A 21,489-nucleotide genomic window follows, 5' to 3' on the forward strand; every position below is an offset into this window, starting at 1 on the left:
CCAGTGTGGGGACCGGGAAGTGCCAACTGCCATCTGCGCTCGCGTAGGCATTGCCGATCTGCACATCGCCGTCGTAGATCGCTACCGGGCTGTTGGGTTGGGCTTTGCCGATCAGGGTGGGGGTTCTGTCATCTGTGAGACTGCCAGAGGTCAGTTCACCGGTTTTGCCGAAGTCGTCGAAGGCAAAGTCGATAGAGGGTGCGGCCGAAACGCTGCGGGAAGCCACTTCGGGTTGCGAGCCCCCCACGCTCTGGCTCTGGGCGTCATGGGCGGGTGTCAGACCATGGAGGGTCATGTTTTCAGCCGTTGAGCCAATTTCGCGTTCAACATATTCACGCGCTTCTGTGTTTTTCTTCGTTGAATCCATCAGGTCTTACCACCAAAAAATAGAAAAAATGATCGTGATTGCCCCCCCGGGTCACACGCTCATTTCTGCATTTTTTGCTGGCGTCAACGTTAAGACATGTCTCAAAAAAAACGAAGTCGTCAGGGGCCGGTGAGGTACGAGCGCATTGGATTCTGGTCAGCTATCTGCGCCTATCTGTATTGAACCGTCCGGTTCCGAACCTCGCGAAAGAATGATCATCCGTTCAGAAGATGCATCGTGCGCTCGACCAGCGCGACCATGTCCGCTTCGCGGGCACCGGTTTTCCCCAGCACGCGCATGCCCTCGATCTGACAGACCAGAAAGTGTGCCATCGCCTGTTCGTCCCCTTCACGGAACTCACTGGCCGCTTGCCCTCGAATGATGGTGCTTGCATACAGTTGTTGAGTGCGTCGAAGCATGCGGTTGATCCGCAACGCCACCTCGGGGTCCTGGGCGGCGGATTCGTTCGCGACGGCGACCACCAGGCAGCCCCTGCGACCGGCTTCACCTGATGACGCTCGGGCGTGACGAAGCAGTGATTCGTGGATCACCTCTTTGGCCGTACCCGGCTGTGACAGGACCTCCGACATCGATTTCAAGACGTCGGCGGTATAGATATCGAGCGCTGCCAGCAGCAGGCCTTTCTTGTCTGTGAACGCTTTGTACAGACTGCCTCGGGACAATCCGGTGCCTTCGATCAGGTCCGGTAATGACGCGCCTTCATAGCCACGGTCCCAAAACACATGCATGGCATCACGGGCAGCATCGCCCAGGTCGAACGCACGCGGGCGTCCTGGGCCGGTTGCATCGGTCATCGATCAGTACTCCTGAATGTCGGTTCAGGCCAAGAACCGATCGGTTCCAATGTAATGGTTTTTTCAGCCGTTTTGCCCACACAAAAATGCACGGCCAATGTTCATTTATGGCAGTGCCGGTCCCTGCGAATACCTCCCAAAATGGGCCCAATGTGGTTCAGACGATCCACACAACGACGGTTAAGGAGTCAGGCATGTCAGGTAAATTCACTCATCAAGTTGCAGTCGTCACCGGCGGGTCCACCGGTATCGGCTTTGCAATTGCGCAGGGTTTGATTGCCGAGGGTGCGAAGCGCGTTTACATCACCGGTCGTTCGCCAGGCACGTTGGAAGCAGCCGTTGCCAAGCTGGGCAATAAAGCCGTGGCGGTACTTTCCGATGTTTCGCGCCAGGCTGATCTGGATGAGCTCAAGGCGGTGATCGAGGCGCAGGACGAGCAAGTGGACGCGGTATTCGCCAACGCGGGTATCTGCGAAAAAAACCCGGTGGGCGAGACCAGCGAGGCCGCGTACTACTCGATGTTCGACATTAACGTGAAGGGCGTTTTCTTTACGGTGCAGACGCTGTTGCCGCTGATGAAGGACGGTTCGTCGATTGTCCTCACGGCCTCTATCTGCTCGAGCAACGGCATGGAAGGGCTGAGTCTCTACAACGCTTCCAAGGCAGCGGTGCGGTCGTTCGCGCGTACCTGGGCGAACGAACTCAAGGGCCGCAAGATCCGTGCAAACGTACTCAGCCCTGGCTTCACTCGGACCCCGTTGATGGACAACGGCTTGAAGATGAGCGAGGGCGACATCGCCGCGCTTCGCGAGCATGTCGAGCAGATCACGCCGCTGGGCTATATGGCTCAACCGGAAGAGATCGCCTCGACCGCGCTGTTCCTGGCGTCCGACGATGCAAGGTACGTCAACGGCGTTGAGCTGATGGTCGACGGCGGTCTCTCGCAAATCTGAAGATCCACTACGCCTTGAGCAGCCCCTCAATGGGGTTGCTTTCAACAGGACACCCTGATGAACAATGAACCATTGATCGCTCGGCTGGATGCGCTGGAAAGTCGCGCCGCCATCGAGACCCTTATCAGTGCTTACGCAAACGCATTCGACCGCATCGATGTATCGCTCTTGCAGAGTATCTGGCATGCAGATTCGACGCTGGACCTGCCGGGGTTCGGCAGCGCCGCGAGCCGTGATGAAATCTTGCTGATGGCTGAAAATAGCTGGCGGCAGATGCCGCATATGCACCACTGGATGGCCAACCCCTTGATCCGGATCGATGGAGACAGCGCAATGGGTACGGTCGCCGCGGACTGCCTGTTCCACGATGTAGAAAAGGGCCCGGTACAAGTGAGCGGGCTGTATCACGACCGGTTCGAACGCCGTGAGGGACGATGGGCGTTCCTGTCGAGGCGTTTTGAACTCCACTACCTGACACCCCTGAAGGACTGGGTTCCTGTTGCGGGCAATGAACCGTATGCCTGGAGCGGATCGTCAGCCGAAAGAGGCTGACCCACGCGGGACAAACCTGCTCGCTGCCCAACTTGTGCAGCGCCTGGCCGCCTGTTTACAGGTTCAGGATTCCGCGCTGGCCTGTGTAGGGTCCGGGCAATGCTCATTGCCGCCATCCAGGCCCTGCTTGTAGTTGCGGCTGAGCAGGGAGGCCTTGCCGTTGTGCCAGGTCAGCGTCAGCACATACAGCGTGTCGTAGTCGCTGCCGGACCAATCGTCAGTGATGGTGTGTGTACGTCCTGAGGCTTCGCTGGCCACCTTGTTGATCAGCTCCGGCAGGTAGCCGTGGGACCAGGCGGTGTAAATGACGGCGTTGTGATACTTGTCTTCTACCAGTTCGTCGGCGAGGGCGCTGGTGTCATTCGCCGAGAACTGGATATTCACCGGCAGGCCCAGTTTGATTGCGCTGGGGCTGATGGTCATCAGGGGGCGAATGTAGCTATAGGAATTATCCAGCTCACCTTCCTCGACATTGCGCGTCGGGTTGGCGGCGAACACGAAGTTGGCCTTGCCGAACTTTTCTGGCAATACGGTGGCCAGGTTCATTGCGCGGTTCAAGCCCTGGCAGTTGAGCTGGCCCAGGCCGCCGGCAGGTTTTTCACCGTGACGCAGGAACACCAGGGTTTGTACGCCGTCCACGGGTTCGGCACTGCTGAGCGGCGACTCCAGGCTCAGGCCGATGGCGCCGCCGGCAAGCAACAACGGCAACATCATGTATGAATAGCGTTTAAGGTGCTGCGTCAGGCACAGAGGCTTGATCTTCATGGCAGGTTCGAGTCTTCGTGCAAGGGGTGAGGGCGGACAAGCCCGGCCCCAGTGACGCCTCGGGCGCCCTGCGGTGTTCCCTGTCGTTATAGCGAGGTGCCTCCATTCACCGTTCGAGCGCAGTTAAGAGTGCGCGCGGGCCCATTGGTTCGCCCACGCGGCAGATTAGCCTGTGCATGTTGCGTAATGATGACCCATGCACGGCGCCGTACAGATGACTATCATGGGGACTTTCTGCCCAGGGATTTCCGGATGAACTCACTCGCTGCTTTCCCGATCAACAGCAAATGGCCCGCCCAGCACCCCGAGCGCCTGCAGCTGTATTCGCTGCCCACGCCCAACGGCGTCAAGGTGTCGATCATGCTCGAAGAACTGGGCCTGCCCTATGAGGCGCACAAAGTCAGTTTCGAGACCCAGGACCAGCTATCCCCCGAGTTCCTGTCGCTGAACCCCAACAACAAGATCCCCGCGATCATCGACCCCAATGGCCCGAGCGGCCAGCCGCTGGCGTTGTTCGAGTCCGGCGCGATCCTGATTTACCTGGCGGAAAAAACCAGCCAGTTGCTGTCCGAAGACCCGGCTACCCGTTACGAGACCCTTCAGTGGCTGATGTTCCAGATGGGCGGCATCGGGCCCATGTTCGGCCAGTTGGGCTTCTTCAATAAATTTGCCGGCAAGGCTTATGAAGACAAGCGTCCGCGGGATCGCTATGCCGCCGAATCCCGGCGTTTGCTGGCGGTGCTGGAAAAACGCCTGCTGGGCCGCACCTGGATCATGGGCGACGACTACAGCATTGCCGATATCGCCACCTTCCCGTGGGTCCGCAACCTGATCGGCTTCTACGAGTCGGGCGACCTGGTGGGTATCGCCGACTTCCCCAATGTGCTGCGCGCCCTGGATGGTTTTGTCGCCCGGCCGGCGGTGATCCGTGGCTTGAGCATCCCGGGCTGAACCATGGCGACCTTCGATTTCAAGCAGCTGGATGTGTTCAGCCGTGTGGCGCTCAAGGGCAACCCGCTGGCGGTGGTGTTGGGTGCCGACAGCCTCGACGATCAACAAATGGCCGATTTCGCGAAATGGACCAACCTGAGTGAAACCACGTTCCTGTTGAAGCCTCGCGATCCGCGTGCGGACTACCGGGTGCGTATCTTCACGACGTTGCAAGAGTTGCCGTTCGCCGGCCATCCGACCCTGGGCAGTTGCCATGCGTGGTTGCAGGCGGGGGGCATTCCCCAAGGCGAAGAGATCATCCAGGAGTGTGAAATCGGGCTGGTGCGTATCCGCCGCCAAGGGGATGAGCTGGCCTTTATTGCACCGCCGTTGCTGCGCTCCGGACCGGTAGAGGCGTCCTTGCTGGAGCGTGTGCGCCGGGGGTTGGGCCTGGCGCCCGGGGCCATCCTGCGCAGCCAGTGGGTCGACAATGGTGCCGGCTGGCTGGCGGTGATGCTGAAAGATCGTGCCGCGGTGCTGGCGCTGCGCCCTGACTATGGGCAATTGCTCGGCCTGGCGGTGGGCGTGATCGCGCCGTGTGATTCGGTCCGTGATGACGTGGATGCGCAGTTTGAGGTGCGTGGCTTTATTGCCGGCGACGGCGCCCCGGAGGATCCGGCCACCGGTAGCCTGAACGCGGGCATCGCTCAATGGCTGCTGGGCGAAGGTTTGGCGCCGGAGCGTTTTGTGGTCAGCCAGGGTACGGCGATGGGGCGGGCGGGGCGCATTCGTATCGAGCGCCAGGGCGACGAAATCTGGGTTGGTGGCGCTGTGGCGGTGTGTATCGAAGGACGCCTGCATCTCTAGTTCCACGGGATTGTTGCGGTGCGCGCAACACAGTGTTGGCCCTCGGGGGCTGTGCTGCCGAGGGGCAGGGGCATAAGCTTTCTCCCCCAAAGTTCGATGCCTCTACTGTTTTCAGCCTTCAGGAAGTCCATGACCAGCCAGTTCCCACAAGCCCGTCCGCGTCGCCTGCGCCGCTCTGCCGAGTTGCGCGGCCTGTTCCAGGAAACCGAATTCACCCTCAATGATCTGGTGTTGCCGATCTTCGTCGAGGAAGAGGTCGACGATTTCGTGCCGATCACCAGCATGCCGGGTGTGCAGCGCATCCCTGAGAAGAAACTGGCCGCTGAGATCGAGCGTTATGCCCGTGCCGGCATCAAGTCGGTCATGACCTTCGGCGTGTCCCACCACCTGGACGCCAGCGGCAGCGACACCTGGAAAGAACGCGGCCTGGTCTCGCGCATGTCCTCGATCATCAAGGACGCCGTGCCGGAAATGGTCGTGATGTCCGACACCTGCTTCTGTGAATACACCGACCACGGCCACTGCGGCGTGATGCACGGCGCCCACGTCGACAACGATGCGACCCTGGTCAACCTCGGCCAACAAGCCGTGGCGGCCGCTCGCGCCGGCGCCGATGTCATCGCACCGTCCGCCGCCATGGACGGCCAAGTCCAGGCGATCCGCCGCGCACTGGATGACGCCGGCTTCACCCACATCCCGATCGTGGCCTACTCCACCAAATTCGCCTCGGCTCTCTACGGCCCGTTCCGCGAAGCCGGCGGCAGCGCCCTCAAGGGCGATCGCAAAAGCTACCAGATGAACCCGATGAACCGCCGCGAAGCCGTGCGCGAATCGCTGCTGGACGAACAGGAAGGCGCGGACGCGCTGATGGTCAAGCCGGCTGGCGCCTACCTCGATATCATTCGTGACATTCGCGAAGCATCGCGCTTGCCGGTGGCTGCGTATCAGGTGAGCGGTGAATACGCGATGATCAAGTTCGGTGCCCAGGCGGGTGCGATTGACGAGGCGCGGGTGGTGCGGGAGACGCTGGGGTCGATCAAGCGGGCGGGGGCGGATTTGATTTTCACCTATTTCGCCATGGATCTTGCCCTGGCGGGTATCTGACCCAGACCTGCGGAACTGCCGCTATCCTTGAGCGTCGATAGTTGATCGTCGCTCAAGGATGTCCCATGCCTCACCTTCGCCTTATTCTGTGCATCACTTCGTTGTTGGTAGTGGCCGGTTGCTCCACGTCACGCACCTCACAGCAGCCGACGCGCAGCGAAACCGAGGTGAAAGCGCAGATCGTGCGCCTGCTGCCGGCGACGGTGGCGGACCGCAACGGCTGGGCACAGGACATCTACACCGCCTTCGATACCCAGAAAATCTACCCGAGCACCGAGAATATCTGCGCCGTGCTGGCAGTCACCGAACAGGAGTCCACTTATCAGGTCGACCCACCTGTGCCGAACATGGGCAAGATCGCCCAGGATGAAATCCTGCGGCGTGCGGGGAAAGTCCACGTACCGGAATTTGTCGTCCGCAGCGCGCTTCAATTGCGCTCGCCCACCGGAAAAACCTACACCGACCGCCTGAGCGCCGCGCGCACCGAGAAGGACCTCAGCGGCATTTTCGATGACTTCATTAGCATGGTGCCCTTGGGCAACACGCTGTTCGGCGGCTTCAACCCCGTGCACACCGCGGGTCCCATGCAAGTCAGCATCGAGTTTGCGCAGAAACAGTCGCGGGGTTATCCCTACACGGTGGACGGCACTATTCGCCGCGAAGTATTCACTCGCCGTGGCGGCATGTATTTCGGTATCGCCCACTTGCTGGGCTACCCGGTCAACTACGACCAACCGCTGTACCGCTTTGCCGATTTCAACGCCGGTTGGTACGCCAGCCGCAATGCAGCGTTCCAGGCCGCCGTCAGCCGCGTCTCGGGCACCGAACTGGCGCTGGACGGAGACTTGATTCGTTACGGTTCATTGCTGCCTGGCACCACCGAACTGGCGGCGCGCTCCCTGGGCGCAAAATTGGGCATGCGCAACCCCAGCATTCGTAGCCAATTGGAGCAGGGCGACCAGTTGGATTTCGAGGACACCATGGTCTATCAGCGGGTGTTCGCATTGGCCGACAAGGCGGCGGGCAAGCCGGTGCCACGGGCGATCCTGCCGGGCATCGTGCTCAAGAGCCCGAAGATCACCCGCAACCTGACCACAGCCTGGTTTGCCAAGCGAGTGGATGAGCGCTACCAGCGTTGCATGAAGCGCTGATCAGGCGCGGCGCTTGACAAACCGGCGCCACAGCCACACCCAGAGCCACACTACCGGGAACGTCAGGATCACGAACGGCAGCCCATAACTGGCACGCTCCACGGCGTCGGCGGTGCCGTCCACCAGGTTGTCACCCAGGTTGCTGAACATTCGACTCAAGCGTGAGGTCTGGTTCGCACCGTCCGAGGAGCGGAAGTTCAGCGTGACGCGGTTGGTGTCCAGACGGCGCTGTTGGCCGGCGGCAACCTGCGCCAGTTCCTGCAACTCGTTTTCGATGGCGGCCTGTTCCTTGCTCAAGGCAATCAGGTCGCTGACGGTGATGTCCTTGCGCTTGGCCAGTTCATCCAGGCGTTGCAACTGGGCCAGCAGGCGCTCCTGGCGACGACGCACGTCAGCGACGGCTTCCGCCAGATCCTCGGCGGTGGTGACGCGTCGACCGAGTTTGCCGCCTTCGGACGCCATCGCCACGATCGGCTCCACGCCGGCGGGTGCGATGCGCAGGATAAGCTCGCCGCCGTTGTCGTCTTCGGTAATACCCAGAATATTGCAGGCGCCAAAGCGCGCGGTTTCGCAGGCTTCGCGAGTGGCCTGCATCCGGGGGCCGAGCAGCGCGCCGGGCAGGGCCAGGGTCAGCTCATGTTCATAAGCCAGTTGCGCACCGGCTCGGCTTTGTTCGCCGTTGATGACGGTGGCGCGGGAATGATCCTTGGGTGAGCAGCCGGCTAATGCCAGGCTGGCCAGCAGGGTCAACAGGAGAGAGAACTTGCCGTCCAGATGGCGCATAGGGGTCCTTGGGGAGCGGGTGCATTGAGCAGGATTAAAGCGGGTTCGGGAGGGGAACGCAAAGAGACCAGGTATCGAGGGAAAGAAAAGGCCCGGTTTTCGTGGAACCAGGCCTTTTCGGTGTTGCTCTTTAGTTTTGGGGCTGCTGCGCAGTCCTGAGAACAGCCGCCCGTTGATCGGGATCAGCTGCGTTCGAGGGCGAGGGCGACGCCTTGGCCGCCACCGATGCACAGCGTCGCCAGGCCTTTCTTGGCGTCGCGCTTGATCATCTCATGCAGCAGGGTCACCAGCACACGGCAGCCTGAGGCGCCGATGGGGTGGCCGATGGCAATGGCGCCGCCGTTGACGTTGACCTTGTCGGCATCCCATTCCAGCTCTTTGCCCACCGCCAGGGATTGCGCGGCGAAGGCTTCGTTGGCTTCGATCAGGTCCAGGTCGCCCAGGCTCCAGCCGGCCTTGTCCAGGCAGCGGCGGGTGGCCGAGACCGGCCCAATGCCCATGATCGCCGGGTCGACGCCGGCGTTGGCATAACTGGCGATACGTGCGAGTACCGGCAGGCCGAGGGCTTTGGCCTTGTCGGCACTCATCAACAGCACGGCGGCGGCGCCGTCATTGAGGCTGGAAGCGTTGCCTGCGGTGACGCTACCGTCTTTCTTGAAGGCTGGCTTGAGTTTGGCCAGGGCTTCGGCGGTGGTACCGGCGCGCGGCTGTTCGTCCACGGCGAAGCTCACGGGGTCGCCTTTGCGCTGGGGGATCAGGATCGGCGTGATCTCGTCGACAAAGCGGCCCGATTCGATAGCAGCGGCGGCTTTTTGCTGGGACGCCGCGGCGAACGCGTCCTGGGCTTCACGGCTGATGCCGTACTTGTCCACCAGGTTTTCGGCGGTGATACCCATGTGGTAATCGTTGAACGCGTCCCACAGGCCGTCGGTGATCATGCTGTCGATCATCTTGGCGTGGCCCATGCGCAAACCGGTGCGTGCGGCGGGCAGTACGTATGGCGCCAGGCTCATGTTCTCCATGCCCCCGGCGATGATCACTTCGGCGTCACCACAGCGAATGGCCTGTGCGCCCAGGTGCAAGGCCTTGAGGCCCGAGCCGCAGACTTTGTTCAGGGTCAGGCTCGGCACCGCGTGGGGCAGGCCGGCGAGGATCGAGGCCTGGCGCGCAGGGTTCTGGCCGCTGCCTGCGGTGAGCACCTGGCCCAGGATCACTTCATCGACCAGCGCCGGGTCCAGGCCGGTCTGTTCCAACAGGCGACGGATCACGGCGGCGCCCAGTTCCGGTGCCGGAATATTCGCCAGCGAACCCTGGAAGCTGCCCACGGCGGTGCGGGTGGCAGCGACAATCACGACGTCTTGCATGGAATCTGTCCTCACTGGAAGAGCATTTCTGGAACGTGGTCCGGGACGATCAGTTTACCGGCGGTCTTGCTCACAATCTCTTCAACACTGACGCCAGGTGCGCGTTCCTTGAGGACAAAAGCGCCATTTTCGATTTCCAGGTAGGCCAGGTCCGTCAATACGCGCTTGATGCAGTTAGCGCCGGTCAGCGGCAGGCTGCATTGGCTGAGCAGCTTGGACTCACCGTCCTTGGACGCGTGGGTCATGATCACGATGATGTTTTCCGCACCGGCCACCAGGTCCATGGCGCCGCCCATGCCTTTGACCAGCTTGCCGGGGATCATCCATGAGGCGATGTTGCCTTGCACGTCCACCTCGAAGGCGCCGAGCACCGTGAGGTCGACGTGGCCGCCACGGATCATCGCGAAAGATTCTGCGGACGAGAAGATCGACGCGCCGATACGGGCGGTGACGGTCTGCTTGCCGGCGTTGATCATGTCGGCATCGATGGTGTCTTCGGTCGGGAACGGGCCCATGCCCAGCAGGCCGTTTTCCGATTGCAGCATCACTTCCATGCCTTCGGGAACGTAGTTGGCCACCAGGGTGGGAATGCCGATGCCAAGGTTGACGTAGAAACCGTCCTGCAATTCGCGGGCGACGCGTTGAGCCATTTGATCGCGGGTAAGAGCCATTTTGTGTGTCCTTATTGTTCGGGCTGGGGGTGGATTACTTGCGGACGGTGCGCTGTTCGATGCGCTTCTCGAAGGTGCCGCAGATAATCCGGTCGACGTAGATGCCAGGGGTGTGGATCTGCGCCGGGTCCAGCTCGCCCGGTTCGACGATTTCCTCGACTTCGACCACGGTGATCTTGCCGGCGGTGGCCGCCAGCGGGTTGAAGTTCTGGGCGGTGTGACGGTAGATGACGTTGCCGAAGTGGTCGGCTTTCCAGCCTTTGACGATGGCGAAATCGCCGGTGATGGACTCCTCCATCAGGTACGGACGGCCGTTGAATTCGCGGGTTTCCTTGCCTTCGGCCACTGGGGTGCCGACCCCGGTTGCGGTGAAAAAAGCCGGGATACCGGCGCCACCGGCGCGCATTTTTTCCGCCAGGGTGCCTTGGGGCGTCAGCACCACTTCGATTTCGCCGCTGAGCAGTTGCTTCTCGAACAGGGCGTTTTCACCGACGTAGGAGGCAATTACCTTGCTGATCTGCTTTTGCTCCAGCAGCACGCCCAGGCCGAAACCGTCGACACCACAGTTGTTCGATACGACTGTCAGGTCGCGGGTGCCTTTACGCTTGATCTCGGCGATGAGGTTTTCCGGAATGCCGCACAGGCCAAAACCACCGGAGAGCACGGTCATACCGTCTTCCAGACCTGCCAGCGCTTCCTCGTAGGACGCCACGCGTTTATCGAAACCTGCCATATGCACCTCTTTTATTATGTGTGGGCCAGCCAATGACTTGAGTGTTGCGCTGACGAATTGATTTGTTAAGTTGTTTTTTAAGGTTGATTGTTTTAAAAAACAGCATAGTCGACTCATCCTTCGGAGTGTCCCGTGACCGTCAAACAGATGCGTGCGTTTCTCGCCGTGGCCCAGAGCCTGAGTTTTGCTGCCGCTTGCGAGCGTCTGCACCTCTCCCAGTCGGCGCTGAGCTTGACTATCAAAGGCCTGGAGGAAGGGCTGGGCGGGCGCCTGTTCAGCCGCAATACACGTAATGTCGCCCTGACGCCCGAAGGTGAATCGCTGCTGCCCCTGGCCCGTCGACTGATCGCCGATTGGGACAACGCCGAAGATGAACTGCGCCAGCGCTTCACCCTGCAACGTGGGCGTGTGACGGTGGCCGCGATGCCGTCATTTGCTGGCAACCTGCTGCCGCCGATCCTGAAGATATTCCGCGCGCGTTACCCTCAGGTGAACGTCACCGTGCATGACTTGATCAACGAACAGGTCTTGGAGATGGTCCGTGATCGCCAAGTGGAACTGGGCGTGGCATTCGAGCCGGCGCAGGGTTCATCACTGGCGTTCACGCCGTTGTACCTAGACCGGTTCGTTGCGGTCGTACCCGGTGATTCGCCGCTTGCACAGCGCGATGACATCGACTGGAAGACCCTGTTGGAGCAACCGTTCATTACCCTGCAAAGGCCTTCCACGGTGCGGGTAATGCTGGAGGAGCACCTGGGTGCCTTGCAGATGAAGCTGCCGGTTGCGCTGGAAAGCCATCAACTCGCGACCGTGGGCAAGATGGTTGCCAGTGGCCTGGGAGTCAGCGCGGTCCCGGCGTTGTGCGCGCAGCAGATGGAAGAAGCGGGTGCCCATTGCATCACCCTGAGTGATCCTGTGATCGAACGACCGATTGGTGTGTTGACCAAGCCAGGGCATGAACTGTCGGCGGCGGCGCAGGTGTTGTTCGACATTTTCCGTGATGAAGCCGCGAAAGGCCGCTTCCCACTCTTACAGGTTTTGTAGTGACAGCCGAAAATCTAAGGCAATAAAAAAGTCCGCCCGGTTAACCGGGCGGACTTGATGTAGTCACTACTCGTTAGTAGTAACGGTCGATCACTTTAACTTGCGAACTGTCTTTGAAGGACGCCCAGGCAGTGTTTAGTGTGTCGAATACGTGCTCGATAAAGTTGCGATCAGCCGCGGCCTTCTTGCCGACATAACCCTGGCCACGGCGATATACCTTCAGGCGCGCTGCCAGTTCACGGTTATTGCGGTCAAACTCGGCTTCTTGGGTATTGGGCTCCAGGCAGTCAATTTGGACTTCGCCCGATTTACCAACCCAAAGGATATGGTCGTCGAGTGTGTCTTTCTGCGCTGCGAACATCTCAGCCAATTCATCGATAGTTGGTTGGTTGTTCAGATTCATGTGTAAGCCCCTTGACCAGTTGGCGATCTATCAGTTGATTCGTTAATACTGCTTAGTTGTCTCCGGCTCCAAAAACCGGGCGTCAGCGACTGTCTGCCGAATACGGGCAGGGTCTTGAACCTGATGCATGTAGTCTTGCTGATGAGCGGCTACGCGATGGGGGCATCGCGGAGACAAGCAGCGTTTGAGCGCCTTGTACCGACCTTTGCGGGTCAGTCAGCTTCATCAATCTGCCTTGTGGGCAGCGCACATCCGGAAAAAACAGCTCGGCGGTCAGACGAGCTTGTTCAAAACGCGTGTTACCAACGCTCCCGATCCGGGAGACGACTCGATAATGCAAGGACAAAAAGGTTACGTCAACGGTTATGTAGTGATTATTTTTGAGGACTACATAAATCCCTGCGGGGACGGGAGAATGCGGGAAAACGTGACCTGTGCGTCATTTTTCGTGCGGTTTGGTCGCGGTGCCGAGTGGTCCAGTTGAACGCAGAACCTTGCAGGAGCGGGCTTGCCGGCGATAGCGGTGTATCAGCTACGAACGTGTTAACTGACAGCCCGAAATCGCAGGCAAGCCAGCTCCCACAAGGGAGCTCTGTTGTTAGTGAGAAAGTGCCCGGCGCGATGGCCCTGCTGATTGCGAACCTCCTGTGGGAGTTGTCGAGCCCCGGCGAGGCTGCGAAAGCGGTGGGGCAGACGACATCTGCGTGGGCTGTGTCGCCGTCTTCGCAGCGATGCGGCGACCCGACAAGCCACTCCCGCATTCCTGACATGTGGTGTCTGCGCTATTCCAGGCGCTCAACCAACAATGGCAATAATTGCTCGCACGAAGCCTCGATCTTCACCTGCAACAGCTCATCCCCACGGGTCTTGCCGAGGTTGATGGCTATTACCGGTTTGCCTTGCTCAACCATGGCCTTGCACAAGCGAAACGCTGAATAGGCCATCAGCGATGAACCCACCACCAGCAGGCCATCCGCGTGCTCTACCGCCGTCATTGCTCTGGCCGCTGTAGCCGGGGCTACATTTTCGCCGAAGAACACTACATCCGGTTTCAGGCGCTGGCCGTTGCAATGCGGGCAGCGAGGAACCTGGAAGCGTTCTTCAAAGGTGGGATCGAGCAAGGTGTCGCCGTCGGGCGCCTGAATGGCATCGACGGCGGCAAGGTAAGGGTTTTCGCTTTCCATCAAGCGCTGGATGACATTACGCTCGCTGCGCAGTTGGCAGTCGAGGCACAACACCCGGTGCAGGCTGCCGTGCAACTCGATCACGTCATGGCTGCCGGCCTGGTCGTGCAGAGTATCGACGTTCTGGGTGATTAGCCCGCTGATACGCTGGCGCTGCTGCAAAGTAGCCAACGCGAGGTGGGCCCTGTTCGGCTGTGCAATACGTACCCGCGGCCACCCCAGCATCGCCCGCGCCCAGTAACGGCGCCGCGCCTGCGGGGTGGCGAGGAACTCCTGGTACATCATTGGCGCCTTGCCCCGGCGCACGCCTTCGCTGTCGCGGTAATCCGGGATGCCTGACGAGGTGCTGATCCCCGCACCGGTCAACACCAGAAAGCGCCGTTCGGCCATGGCCCGATACAGGATGTCGAGGTGGTCTTCCTGATGTTCCAGCGTGTCGAGCATGGGGTCTCCTATTCGCCGCGGATGTACTGCTCCAATTGCTTGATCAGGTCTGCCTGGTCGGCAATCGCTTCTTTTACCAGGTCACCGATAGAGAGCAGGCCCAGCAGCTTGCCGTCTTCAACCACCGGGAGGTGGCGCAGGTGACTGTCGGTCATGATGTTCATGCATTCATCGACCTTTTTATGGGTATCGACGGTGATCACCGGAGAGCTCATGACTTCATCGACCCGCGTCGTCACCGACGACAGGCCCTTGAGTATGAGTTTGCGTGCGTAATCCCGTTCACTGATGATCCCTACCACCACGCCTTCCTTGACGACCGGCAAGGCCCCGACGTTTTTCTCCGACATCCTGACCAGCGCTTCGAATACCGTGTGATCCCATTGGATCGTGTGGACGTCGTGGTGTTTCTGGTCCTTGGCTTTGAGCACTTGTGCAACGGTTTTCATGGCGGCCACTCCGGTGTTGTTGTTAGGAAGTCAGCAGGTCCCCTACAGAATCCTAGACGGCCCGCGCGGGGGCAAGGTCCAAAGCGGCGTTAAACCCGTCGAAAAACGTCATTCGCCGGCTTTTTTCGGTGTTTACCCGGCGCTTGCCGGCTTTTTCCCTCGCTTGGGGCTCGTGGCCGTCTTGCGTGGGGCGCTCTTGCGCTTCTTTTTCCATGGCGTGCTACCCCGGCCTGCCGGGCTGGCCGGGCCGGTGATGGTCATGCGCAGGCCATTACAGCGCTCCACCTGCTTGCTCATCCAGGCCGCTTGTTTGGCGACAAACGTTTCCAGGCTCATTTCGCCGCTTTGCACCATGTCCAGAGCCTGCTCCCAGATGGCCGTCGTACCGGGGTCGGCGATGGCGCGGGGCACCGCGTCGATCAGGCTGAACGCGGCCGGGGTGGCCGACAGCGCCTTGCCGTTCTTCACCAGGTAGCCACGGTCCAGCAACCCCTGGATGATCCCGGCGCGGGTGGCTTCGGTGCCAATCCCGGTGGTGTCCTTGAGCTTTTGTTTGAGCAGCGGGTCTTCCACCAGCTTGGCGACGTTTTTCATCGCCTTGATCAGGTCGCCTTCGGTAAAGGGTTTGGGCGGCTGGGTCCAGAGGTCTTTGAGATTGACCCTGACGACTGCGTAATCCTGGCCTTGTACCAGTGCCGGCAGGGCTTGCGGCGCAGGGGCTTCACGTCCTTTGGTCGGGGCCAGCGCCTCGGGCAGGGCGCGTTTCCAGCCGGGCTCGATCACGACTTTGCCCACGGCGCGCAGGGCCTGCCCGGCGCAATCGAAGTCCGCCTGGGTGCGGTCGTATTCATGGTTGGGCAGGAACTGCGCCAGGTAGCGCGCGCGAATCAGCGTGTACACCGCGCGGTGCTTGCCCGTGAGTTGCCCCGGATCCTTGCCGGCGCCGGTGGGGATGATGCCGTGGTGGGCGCTGACCCTGGCGTCATTCCAGGCCCGCGAACGACGCTGGGGATCGATATGCGGCAACAGTTCGTTCACCGCTGCATCGGCGCGGCCCAGCGCCGCCAGAATACCTGGTGCGTCGCTGTGCTGGCTCACTGGCAGGTAGCCGCAGTCGCTGCGCGGATAGGTGATGACCTTGTGGGTTTCATACAGCGACTGGGCGATGTCCAGGGTTTCCTGGGCGCCCAGGCCAAGCTTCTTCGAACAGATCTCCTGCAGCGTGCCCAGGTCGAAGGGCAGGGGCGCCACCTCGCGCATGCGTTCGGTCCGCAATTTGACCAGCCGGGCCGTGGCAGCATTGCCCATGGCTGCGGCTGCGTCCCGCGCCAGCTGCGGATTGAGACAGCGGCCCTGGTCATCGCAGACGTCCTCGGCGGCGCGCCATTGGGCGGTGAAGGTCATGCCCTCGTGGCGCAGGTCGACGTCGATGGCCCAGTAGGGCACCGGCACGAAATCGGCGATGCTGCGGTCGCGGTCTACCACCAGGCGCAAGGTCGGTGTTTGTACGCGACCCACCGGTAGCACGCCCTGATAACCGGATTGGCGCCCGAGCAAAGTGAACAGGCGGCTCATGTTCATGCCGATCAACCAGTCGGCGCGGGAACGGCCCAGGGCCGAGTGATACAGGTTGAAGGTTTCGGCACCCGGCTTGAGAGCGGCCAGTGCCTTGCGGATGGAGGCATCGTCCAGTGCCGACAGCCACAGGCGCTGGATCGGCCCGCGATAGCGACAATGCTCCACCAGTTCCCGGGCGATCATTTCACCTTCACGGTCGGCGTCGGTGGCGATCACCAATTCCTGGGCTTCCCCCAGCAAACGCTTGACCGCCTTGAACTGGCTGGCGGTCTTGGGCTTGACGCGCATTTTCCATTTTTCCGGGACGATGGGCAGGTCGGCCAGCACCCAGCGCTTGTATTTTTCGTCGTAGGCATCGGGCGGTGCGGTTTCCAGCAGATGGCCGATGCACCAGGTGACCGTGACCCCGTTGCCCAGCCAACACCCGTCGCCGCGGCGGCTGGCGCCAAGCACGGCCGCGATGTCCTTGGCCTGGGAGGGTTTTTCACAGAGGTACAGCCGCATGGTCAGCCCATTCGTTACACAGTTGAATGGAGAGCAGGATGGGCAAAAGGAGGGATTTGATCAACCTTTATCTGGATGGATATACAGCAATTTGTGTGACGACTACAAAACCCCTGTGGGAGCAGGCTTGCTCCCACAGGGGGTCTTCGAGATGCAGAAGATCAGTTGTTATTGATATCCACATGCCGGGTTTCTTTAAGGCAGAACAACCCGACCAACAGGCTGACCCCCGTCACCACTACCGGGTACCACAGGCCGTAGAAGATATCGCCGGTGTACACCACCAGCGCGAACGACACGGTCGGCAGGAAACCGCCGAACCAGCCGTTGCCGATGTGGTAGGGCAGCGACATCGAGGTGTAGCGGATACGCGTCGGGAACAGCTCCACCATCAAGGCGGCCAGCGGGCCGTAGCACATCGCTGCAATCAGGATCAGCACGACGATCAGCACCACCACCATGGTCTTGTTGACCTGGGCCACGTCCGCCGAAGACGGATAACCGGCCAGGGTCACGGCGCCGCGCAGGGCCGCTTCGTCAAACCCGTCGATGCGCACTTCGCCTACGCTCACCTGCACCGGGGTGCCGGCGGGCGCGGCGGTGCTGGTGTAGGGCAGGCCCTGCTTGACCAAAAAGGTCTTGACCTTGTCGCACGGGCTGTCGAATTTGGCCTTGCCCACCGGGTCGAACTGGAAGGTGCAGGTGGCCGGGTCGGCCAGCACGGTGATCGGCGCCTGACGGCTGGCCTGGTCCATCGCCGGGTTGGTGTAGTGCGCCAGGCCCTTGAAGATCGGGAAGTACAGCGCGGTGGCCAGCACCAGGCCGAGCATCAGCACCGGTTTGCGCCCGATCTTGTCCGACAGCCAGCCGAACAGGATGAAGAACGGCGCGCCGATCACCACGCTGATGATCAGCAGCATGTTGGCCAGGGCCGGGTCCATCTTGAGGAACTGGGTGAGGAAGAACAGCACATAGAATTGCGCCGCGTAGAAGGTCACCGCCTGGCCGCCGTTGATGCTGAACAGCGCGATCAGCACCACTTTGAGGTTTTCCCATTTGCCGAACGACTCACGGATCGGCGATTTGCTGGCCTTGCCTTCCTCTTTCATTTTGAGGAAGGCCGGCGACTCGTGCAGGCTCATGCGGATCCACGTGGAGATGCCCAGCAGCACGATGGAGAACAGGAACGGGATGCGCCAGCCCCACACTTCGAACTGGTCACCGGTGAAGTAACGGCAAGCCAGCACCACCAGCAGGGACAGCAACAGGCCGAGGGTGGCGGTGGATTGAATCCAGCTGGTGTGAAAGCCGCGTTTGCCCACCGGCGCATGTTCGGCCACGTAGGTCGCCGCGCCGCCGTATTCGCCGCCGAGCGCCAGGCCTTGCAGCATGCGCAGCACAATCAGAATGATCGGCGCCGCAATGCCGATGCTGGCATAGGTCGGCAACAGGCCGACGCAAAACGTCGCAACGCCCATCAGAATGATGGTGACCAGGAAGGTGTATTTGCGCCCGATCATGTCCCCCAGGCGGCCAAATACCAGTGCGCCGAACGGCCGCACCACAAAGCCGGCCGCAAAGGCCATCAAGGCGAAGATGAACGCCGTGGTGTCGTTGACCCCGGCGAAGAACTGCTTGCTGATCACCGCCGCCAGGGCGCCGTAGAGGAAGAAGTCATACCATTCGAACACCGTCCCCAGAGAGGAGGCGAAGATGACTTTCCTTGAGTCGTTGCTGGTGCTCGCGTCGACTGACGCGCCCAGGGTTTGAGCATGTTCTGACATCGGGTAGCCCTCACAGTGATTATTTATTGTTGTTCCACTGTCGGCGCCGGGTAGGGCGCCGCTATTCAGATTGCGTGAACCAGTTCTTTCTCCGGTGCGAGACTCCTTGTGTTCGGCGAAAGGATCAGCTGTGCGGCTTTCTCCGCGATCATCAGCGTGGGTGAACAGGTATTGCCGGAGGTGATGCGCGGCATGATCGACGCATCGGCGATGCGCAAACCGGGCACGCCATGCACCCGCAGCTGGGCATCGACAACGGCGTCCTTGTCGCTGCCCATGCGGCAGGTGCCCACCGGATGGAAGATTGTCGTGCCAATGCGCGCAGCGGCTTCGTGCAGTTGCTCTTCGGTTTGCAGCGCGTCACCCGGCAGGTATTCCACCGGCTTGAACTGGCTGAGGGCCGGGGCGGCAACGATGCGGCGGGTCAGGCGTATGGCGTCGGCGGCCACCCGCAGGTCTTCCGGATGGCTCAGGTAGTTGGGCTGGATCAGCGGCGCATCCGCCGGGTTGGCCGAGCGGATGTCGATACGGCCCCGGCTTTGCGGACGCAGGTCGCAGACCGATGCAGTGAAGGCCGGAAACCCGTGCAACGGTTCGCCAAAACGTTCCAGGGACAGCGGTTGCACGTGGTATTCGAGGTTGGCCGAGGTCTGCTCCGGCCCCGAGCGGGCAAATGCACCGAGCTGGCTGGGCGCCATCGACAGCGGACCGCTGCGGTCGTACAGGTACTGCAGGCCCATGCCCATCTTGCCCCACAGGGAACCGGCGATCTGGTTCAGAGTGCGCGCGTTTTCCAGCTTGTAGATCAGCCGCAGTTGCAGGTGATCCTGCAGGTTGCCGCCCACGCCGGGCAGTTCGTGCAGTACGTCGATACCCAGTGGCTTGAGCACGCTGGCGGGGCCGATCCCCGAGCGTTGCAGGATGCCGGGCGAACCGACGGAGCCGGCGCACAGGATGATTTCCTTGCGCGCTTTCCAGCTCATGGACTGGCCAAGCTGGCGTCCGGCTACTTGGCAGGCGCGGCCGTTTTCCAGCACTACGCGGTCCACTTCCACGCCGGTCAGCACGGTGAGATTCGGACGCTGACGCACCGGCTTGAGAAACGCCTTGGCCGCGTTCCAGCGCACTCCGGCTTTTTGATTGACCTGGAAGTAGCCGCAGCCTTCGTTGTCGCCCTGGTTGAAGTCGTTGATGCTGGCGATGCCGCTCTGCGCCGCGGCATCGCGGAACGCATCGAGGATCGGCCAGTGCAGGCGCTGTTGCTCGACACGCCATTCACCGCCGTCGCTGTGGAATTCCGAGCCGCCGGCAAAGTGATTTTCGCTGTGTTTGAACAGTGGCAGCACGTCTTTCCAGGCCCAGCCTTCATTGCCGGCAGCTGCCCAGCCGTCATAGTCCCGGGCCTGGCCACGCATGTAGATCATGCCGTTGATCGACGAGCAGCCGCCCAGCACCTTGCCCCGGGGATAACTCAGCGCACGGCCTTGCAGGCCTGCCTGGGCTTCGGTCTTGAAGCACCAGTCGGTACGCGGGTTGCCGATGCAGAACAGGTAGCCGACGGGGATATGGATCCAGGGGTAGTTGTCGCGGCCACCGGCTTCCAGCAGCAGCACGCGGTGGGCAGGGTTGGCGGACAGTCGATTGGCCAGCAGGCAGCCGGCGGGGCCGGCGCCTACTACCACGTAATCGTATTCAGCAGCTGCAATGGGCATCTGAGGCCTCGCTTGTTTTTCTTGTTGGCCCCATCCTAGTTGTTAGTTTTCGTCTTAAAAATGTTAGTTTTTACCCAGCTGCTGTGCGTTTTTAAACAGCACCGCCCTTGGGCGTTGGTGATCACAGGCACGCGGCGCGGTTTCAGGCAATGTTTATGTCCAAGGGAGGGAGGCACCATGTTCGACTGGAATGACCTGCGGTATTTTCTCGAACTGCAGCGCAGCGGACGCCTGCTCACCGCCGCGCAACGCCTGAAAACCACGCACGCGACGGTGGCCCGGCATATCGAAGCCATCGAGAAAAGCCTGGGTACCGCACTGTTCGTGCAGCATGCCCAGGGCTACGAGCTGACCCCCGCCGGCGAGGCCTTGCTCAAGCACGCCGAGGCCATGGAAAACGTCGCGCTGTTGGCCGAAGACGAACTTACCCACTCTGCCGCGCCCCTGGGCAAGATCCGCCTCGGCGTGGCCGAAGGTCTGGGTGTGATGTTCCTCGCCGGTCGAATGGCTGGATTGTTCGAGCGTTATCCCGGCCTCGAAGTGGAACTGGTGGCCGTGCCGCGCTTCGTCAGCATCCTCAACCGCGAAGCGGAAATCAGCATCCACCTCGAACGCCCCAGTGTCGACCAACTCGTCACCCGCAAACTCACCGACTACCGTCTTGCGCTCTACGCCAGCCGCGCCTATCTGGACCGTCACCCGCCCATCGAAAAACGCGAAGACCTCGCCGCCCATGCCTGGATCGATTACGTGGACGACTTGTTGTTCAGCCAGGAACTGAAGTTCCTCAGCAGCTTTTGCCGCAACCCCAAGGTGGTATTCCACAGCACCAGCGTCATCGCCCAGCACCAGGCGGCGCGCTCGGGGTTGGGCATCGCTGTGTTGCCGTGCTTCATGGCTGCCGGCGATCCTGACCTGGTGCCGTTGTTGCCGGGGGAGGGCATCCAGCGCAGCTATTGGATCAGTTCACGGCGCGAATTGCACAAATCGGTGCGGCTGCGGGTATTGTGGGATTACGTGGTGGAGTTATGCGCGCGGGAGCAGGGCTTGCTGCTGGGCGAAACCTGCTGAAGAAACCCTCTGAAGAAACCGGATCAAAATTGTGGGAGCTGGCTTGTCGGGTCGCCGCATCGCTGCGAAGACGGCGGCACAGTCAACACAGATGCCGCCTGACCCACCGCTTTCGTAGCCTCGCTGGGGCTCGACAACTCCCACAGGGGATTCGCAGTGGCTGAAAAAACGCTGCCACCAGGGCCATCGCGCCGAGTGCTTTCTCACCAACAATAGAGCAATCCTGTGGGAGCTGGCTTGTCGGGTCGCCGCATCGCTGCG

21 protein-coding genes are annotated in these 21,489 nt (G+C 61.2%); 8 read left to right on the plus strand and 13 right to left on the minus strand.

The window, feature by feature from the left end; genetic code table 11:
* Together ACW9IB_RS26580 and ACW9IB_RS26585 are read right to left on the minus strand one after the other, a co-directional pair.
* Positions 1-295: Ig-like domain-containing protein (locus ACW9IB_RS26580; RefSeq protein ID WP_457416131.1), on the minus strand; the 295-nt coding region annotated here is incomplete at its 3' end.
* A 287-nt stretch (positions 296-582) separates the two neighbouring features.
* Positions 583-1,182 (minus strand): TetR/AcrR family transcriptional regulator, encoded by a 600-nt coding sequence (locus ACW9IB_RS26585; protein ID WP_457416134.1) that lies wholly within the window; start codon positions 1,180-1,182, stop codon positions 583-585.
* Between the two features lie 194 nt (positions 1,183-1,376).
* Here ACW9IB_RS26585 and ACW9IB_RS26590 point away from each other — a divergent pair, with 194 nt between their 5' ends.
* Entirely contained in the window at positions 1,377-2,135 is a 759-nt protein-coding gene (locus ACW9IB_RS26590) for an SDR family NAD(P)-dependent oxidoreductase (protein WP_457365702.1), read from the plus strand.
* A 57-nt stretch (positions 2,136-2,192) separates the two neighbouring features.
* The gene (locus ACW9IB_RS26595) at positions 2,193-2,687 is read left to right on the plus strand and encodes a nuclear transport factor 2 family protein (protein ID WP_457416136.1); all 495 of its coding nucleotides are present in this window, start codon (positions 2,193-2,195) and stop codon (positions 2,685-2,687) included.
* Positions 2,688-2,750: 63 nt separating this feature from the next.
* Here ACW9IB_RS26595 and ACW9IB_RS26600 read toward each other — a convergent pair whose 3' ends face one another.
* Positions 2,751-3,452, minus strand: coding sequence for a histidine phosphatase family protein (locus tag ACW9IB_RS26600; RefSeq protein WP_457416138.1), 702 nt, complete (start codon positions 3,450-3,452; stop codon positions 2,751-2,753).
* A gap of 252 nt (positions 3,453-3,704) precedes the next feature.
* Here ACW9IB_RS26600 and ACW9IB_RS26605 point away from each other — a divergent pair, with 252 nt between their 5' ends.
* From ACW9IB_RS26605 to ACW9IB_RS26620, 4 genes are all read left to right on the plus strand, one after another.
* On the plus strand, positions 3,705-4,403 hold the full coding sequence (locus tag ACW9IB_RS26605; RefSeq protein ID WP_457416140.1) for a glutathione S-transferase N-terminal domain-containing protein: 699 nt from the start codon (positions 3,705-3,707) through the stop codon (positions 4,401-4,403).
* A gap of 3 nt (positions 4,404-4,406) precedes the next feature.
* A complete protein-coding gene (locus ACW9IB_RS26610; protein WP_457416143.1) occupies positions 4,407-5,249 on the plus strand; it encodes a PhzF family phenazine biosynthesis protein in 843 nt (280 codons plus the stop codon).
* Between the two features lie 129 nt (positions 5,250-5,378).
* The gene (gene hemB / locus ACW9IB_RS26615) at positions 5,379-6,353 is read left to right on the plus strand and encodes a porphobilinogen synthase (RefSeq protein ID WP_457416146.1); all 975 of its coding nucleotides are present in this window, start codon (positions 5,379-5,381) and stop codon (positions 6,351-6,353) included.
* Positions 6,354-6,418: 65 nt separating this feature from the next.
* Positions 6,419-7,504, plus strand: coding sequence for a DUF1615 domain-containing protein (locus tag ACW9IB_RS26620; RefSeq protein ID WP_457416149.1), 1,086 nt, complete (start codon positions 6,419-6,421; stop codon positions 7,502-7,504).
* On the opposite strand, the gene ACW9IB_RS26625 is transcribed toward ACW9IB_RS26620, so the two are convergent.
* From ACW9IB_RS26625 to ACW9IB_RS26640, 4 genes are all read right to left on the minus strand, one after another.
* The gene (locus ACW9IB_RS26625; protein WP_457416152.1) at positions 7,505-8,287 is read right to left on the minus strand and encodes a DUF4349 domain-containing protein; all 783 of its coding nucleotides are present in this window, start codon (positions 8,285-8,287) and stop codon (positions 7,505-7,507) included.
* Positions 8,288-8,469: 182 nt separating this feature from the next.
* Positions 8,470-9,651, minus strand: coding sequence for an acetyl-CoA C-acetyltransferase (locus ACW9IB_RS26630; protein ID WP_457416155.1), 1,182 nt, complete (start codon positions 9,649-9,651; stop codon positions 8,470-8,472).
* 11 nt (positions 9,652-9,662) lie between these two features.
* A complete protein-coding gene (locus ACW9IB_RS26635) occupies positions 9,663-10,322 on the minus strand; it encodes a CoA transferase subunit B (protein WP_457416157.1) in 660 nt (219 codons plus the stop codon).
* A gap of 34 nt (positions 10,323-10,356) precedes the next feature.
* Positions 10,357-11,055 carry a CoA transferase subunit A gene (locus tag ACW9IB_RS26640; protein ID WP_058425579.1) on the minus strand — a complete coding sequence of 233 codons (699 nt, stop codon included), beginning with the start codon at positions 11,053-11,055 and terminating at the stop codon, positions 10,357-10,359.
* Between the two features lie 132 nt (positions 11,056-11,187).
* Here ACW9IB_RS26640 and ACW9IB_RS26645 point away from each other — a divergent pair, with 132 nt between their 5' ends.
* Positions 11,188-12,099: a LysR substrate-binding domain-containing protein gene (locus tag ACW9IB_RS26645; RefSeq protein ID WP_457365713.1), complete on the plus strand. Its 912-nt coding sequence runs from the start codon at positions 11,188-11,190 to the stop codon at positions 12,097-12,099.
* Between the two features lie 73 nt (positions 12,100-12,172).
* Here ACW9IB_RS26645 and ACW9IB_RS26650 read toward each other — a convergent pair whose 3' ends face one another.
* From ACW9IB_RS26650 to ACW9IB_RS26675, 6 genes are all read right to left on the minus strand, one after another.
* Positions 12,173-12,502: a hypothetical protein gene (locus ACW9IB_RS26650; protein WP_457365714.1), complete on the minus strand. Its 330-nt coding sequence runs from the start codon at positions 12,500-12,502 to the stop codon at positions 12,173-12,175.
* 782 nt (positions 12,503-13,284) lie between these two features.
* Positions 13,285-14,130, minus strand: a complete 846-nt coding sequence (locus ACW9IB_RS26655; RefSeq protein WP_457416160.1) for an NAD-dependent protein deacetylase — start codon at positions 14,128-14,130, stop codon at positions 13,285-13,287.
* An 8-nt stretch (positions 14,131-14,138) separates the two neighbouring features.
* On the minus strand, positions 14,139-14,579 hold the full coding sequence (locus ACW9IB_RS26660; protein WP_457365716.1) for a CBS domain-containing protein: 441 nt from the start codon (positions 14,577-14,579) through the stop codon (positions 14,139-14,141).
* 132 nt (positions 14,580-14,711) lie between these two features.
* Entirely contained in the window at positions 14,712-16,661 is a 1,950-nt protein-coding gene (locus ACW9IB_RS26665) for a DNA topoisomerase III (RefSeq protein WP_457416163.1), read from the minus strand.
* A 161-nt stretch (positions 16,662-16,822) separates the two neighbouring features.
* Complete coding sequence (locus tag ACW9IB_RS26670; protein ID WP_457416166.1) at positions 16,823-18,445, minus strand: MFS transporter; 1,623 nt, start codon at positions 18,443-18,445, stop codon at positions 16,823-16,825.
* A gap of 65 nt (positions 18,446-18,510) precedes the next feature.
* Positions 18,511-20,157, minus strand: coding sequence for a GMC family oxidoreductase (locus ACW9IB_RS26675; protein WP_457365719.1), 1,647 nt, complete (start codon positions 20,155-20,157; stop codon positions 18,511-18,513).
* Positions 20,158-20,334: 177 nt separating this feature from the next.
* Here ACW9IB_RS26675 and ACW9IB_RS26680 point away from each other — a divergent pair, with 177 nt between their 5' ends.
* Positions 20,335-21,228 (plus strand): LysR family transcriptional regulator, encoded by an 894-nt coding sequence (locus ACW9IB_RS26680; RefSeq protein WP_457365720.1) that lies wholly within the window; start codon positions 20,335-20,337, stop codon positions 21,226-21,228.
* Positions 21,229-21,489 lie beyond the last annotated feature (261 nt).

The organism is Pseudomonas sp. SDO524_S393, assembly GCF_054071875.1.